This window comes from Acidocella sp. (assembly GCF_035535915.1).
Classification (GTDB): domain Bacteria; phylum Pseudomonadota; class Alphaproteobacteria; order Acetobacterales; family Acetobacteraceae; genus Acidocella.
This window is the reverse complement of record NZ_DATLPB010000013.1, coordinates 1-2,707: the sequence shown is the minus strand read 5'-3', so window position 1 is coordinate 2,707 and position 2,707 is coordinate 1. Positions and strand designations below refer to the sequence as shown.

Sequence of the window (2,707 nt, the reverse complement as noted above, 5' to 3'; positions counted from 1 at the left end):
ATTTTTGTCGAAGATCTTCTTCGGCTTCTCGTACCAGTCGATGCCGGCGGCGGCCTCGGCCCAGAACACCTCCGGGCTGCGCTGCCAATGCGCGTAGACGTCGTGATAGCGGCTGGTGCGGGCGTCCATCGCCCCCTCCCTTTTTGTCTTTGGGCCGATTGTGGAACGCCGGCGCTGCGCAAACAAGGCTGACACCTGCCGCATGCGGCGGCTTTGATCGAGCGCAAAACCCGCCCTCACCGCTCCGGCTAGTGTGTCGCCGTGACCGTCATTACTGACCCCCTGTTCTACGTTCTGGCCGTGCCGGCCGTGGTCGCGCTCGGCCTGTCAAAGGGCGGATTTTCAGGCGTTGGGCAGATGGCGACGCCGATGCTGGCGCTGGTGATGCCGCCGCTGGAGGCGGCCGCCATCATGCTGCCGATCATGCTCGTGCAGGACGGCTTTGCGCTGTGGGTCTACCGCAAGGAGTGGAATGGGCGGATCCTGGCTGTGCTGATCCCCGGCGCCATTGTCGGTATCGGGCTGGCCTGGTGGCTCGCAGCCTATATTTCGGACGCGGCGGTGCGCGTGTTCATCGGCGTCACGACGATCGGCTACGTGCTCCACACCTGGATCGGGCCAGCACGGGTCGCGCGCAAGGCCGGCAATGCGAACGCCGGCGCCGGCGTGTTCCTGGGCGCAGTCTCCGGCTTCACGTCAACGCTCTGCCAGGCGGGCGCACCGCCCTACCAGATGTACGCGCTGTCGCAGAACCTGTCGAAGATGACTTTCGTCGGCACCAGCGCGATTTTCTTCGCCACCATGAACTCGTTCAAGGTGGTGCCCTATTTCGCGCTCGGTCAATTCTCCACGAAGGGTTTTGCCACGTCGCTGGTGCTGCTGCCGCTGGCAATCGTGACCAACCAGATCGGCTTCTGGGTCGTGCGGGTCACCCCGGCTGCGGTTTTCTTCCGCGTCACGATGATTATCCTGTTTCTGATTTCGCTCGAGCTGACGCGCAGCGGCATGACGGATATCCTGGGCGGGTAAGGCAAGATATCTCAACAGGTCATTGCCGGGCCTGACCCGGCAATCCATGAGGCCGTGCGGCGACGTCAACCTTTACGTAAGGCCCCCGCGTCTGGCACCTCTTCATGGATGCCCGGGTCAAGCCCGGGCATGACACGGTGCTGGGGGCGGTGTATTCGCGCAAGCTGCCGAGTCCGCATTTGCTTGCCGCCCCTTCTCTTGGCTAACGTCCTCCAAAGGGGGACAACGCTATGGCGAAAACGCCATACGACATCGATCTTGACCGCAACCCGGCCAACTACCAGCCGCTGACGCCGCTCGGTTTTCTCGAGCGCGCGGCCGCTGTCTTCCCCAACCACACGGCGATCATCCACGGCGCGCTGCGGCGCAGCTACCGCGAGTTCTACACGCGCTCGCGCCGGCTCGCTTCGGCCTTGGCAAAGCGCGGCATCGGGCGCGGCGACACGGTGTCGGTGCTGCTAGCAAACACGCCGGCCATGCTCGAGTGCCATTACGGCGTGCCGATGTGCCAGGGCGTTCTCAACACGCTGAACACGCGGCTCGATGCGGCGATCCTCGCCTTCTCGCTCGACCACGCCGGCGCCAAGGTGGTGATCGTGGACCGCGAATTTTCCAAAGTGATGAAAGACGCGCTCGCGCTCGCCAAGGTGAAGCCGCTGGTCATCGATTATGACGATAAGGAGTTTACCGGCGCCGGCGAGCGGATCGGCACCATCGAATACGAGGAATTCGTCGCGCAAGGCGATCCAACCTACGCCTGGAAAATGCCGGGCGACGAATGGGACGCGATCACGCTCAACTACACGTCGGGCACCACCGGCGATCCGAAAGGCGTGGTCTATCATCACCGTGGCGCGCATCTGCTCGCCATCGGCAACGTCGTGACCTGCGCGATGAGCAAGCACCCGGTCTATCTGTGGACGCTGCCGATGTTTCACTGCAACGGCTGGTGCTTTCCCTGGTCGATTTCCGTCGTCGCCGGCACGCATGTGTGCCTGCGCGCGGTGCGGGCGGCGGCGATGTACGACGCCATTGCCAATCACAAGGTGACGCATCTGTGCGGCGCGCCGATCGTGATGGCGACTTTGCTCAATGCGCCCGCGAACGAGAAGAAGCCCCTGCCCACCGTCGTCGAATTCTTCACGGCCGCGGCGCCGCCGCCGGAAGCCGTGCTGGCGGCGATGAAGGAGGCGGGCTTCAACGTGACGCACCTTTACGGCCTCACCGAGAGCTACGGCCCGGCCGTCGTCAATGACTGGCACGATGCATGGGACGCGCTGCCCCCTGCCGAGCAGGCGACCAAAAAGGCGCGCCAGGGCGTGCGCTACGGCGCGCTCGAGGGTCTCGACGTGCTCGACCCCACCACCATGACGCCGGTTGCGCGCGACGGCGAAACTTTGGGCGAAGTGATGATGCGCGGCAACGTCGTGATGAAGGGCTACCTCAAGAACAAGTCATCCACCGAGAAGTCTTTTGCCGGCGGCTGGTTTCATACGGGCGACCTCGGCGTCATGCACGCCGACGGCTATATCCAGCTGAAGGACCGCTCGAAGGACATCATCATTTCCGGCGGCGAGAACATCTCCTCGATCGAGGTGGAGGACACGCTGTACAAGCATCCGGCGGTCGCGGCCGCCGCGGTGGTGGCAAAGCCGGACGACAAATGGGGCGAGACGCC

The 2,707-nt window shown here is 64.1% G+C and carries 3 protein-coding genes; 2 read left to right on the top strand and 1 reads right to left on the bottom strand.

Annotated elements, in window-relative coordinates:
* Positions 1-129 (bottom strand): acetyl-coenzyme A synthetase N-terminal domain-containing protein (locus VNC39_RS17400; protein WP_408840007.1); only part of this gene is annotated, 129 nt, incomplete at its 3' end.
* A gap of 132 nt (positions 130-261) precedes the next feature.
* On the opposite strand from VNC39_RS17400, the gene VNC39_RS01795 reads away from it, so the two are divergent.
* A complete protein-coding gene (locus tag VNC39_RS01795) occupies positions 262-1,029 on the top strand; it encodes a sulfite exporter TauE/SafE family protein (RefSeq protein ID WP_325395581.1) in 768 nt (255 codons plus the stop codon).
* Positions 1,030-1,259: 230 nt separating this feature from the next.
* Positions 1,260-2,707: AMP-binding protein (locus tag VNC39_RS01790; protein ID WP_325395579.1), on the top strand; the 1,448-nt coding region annotated here is incomplete at its 3' end.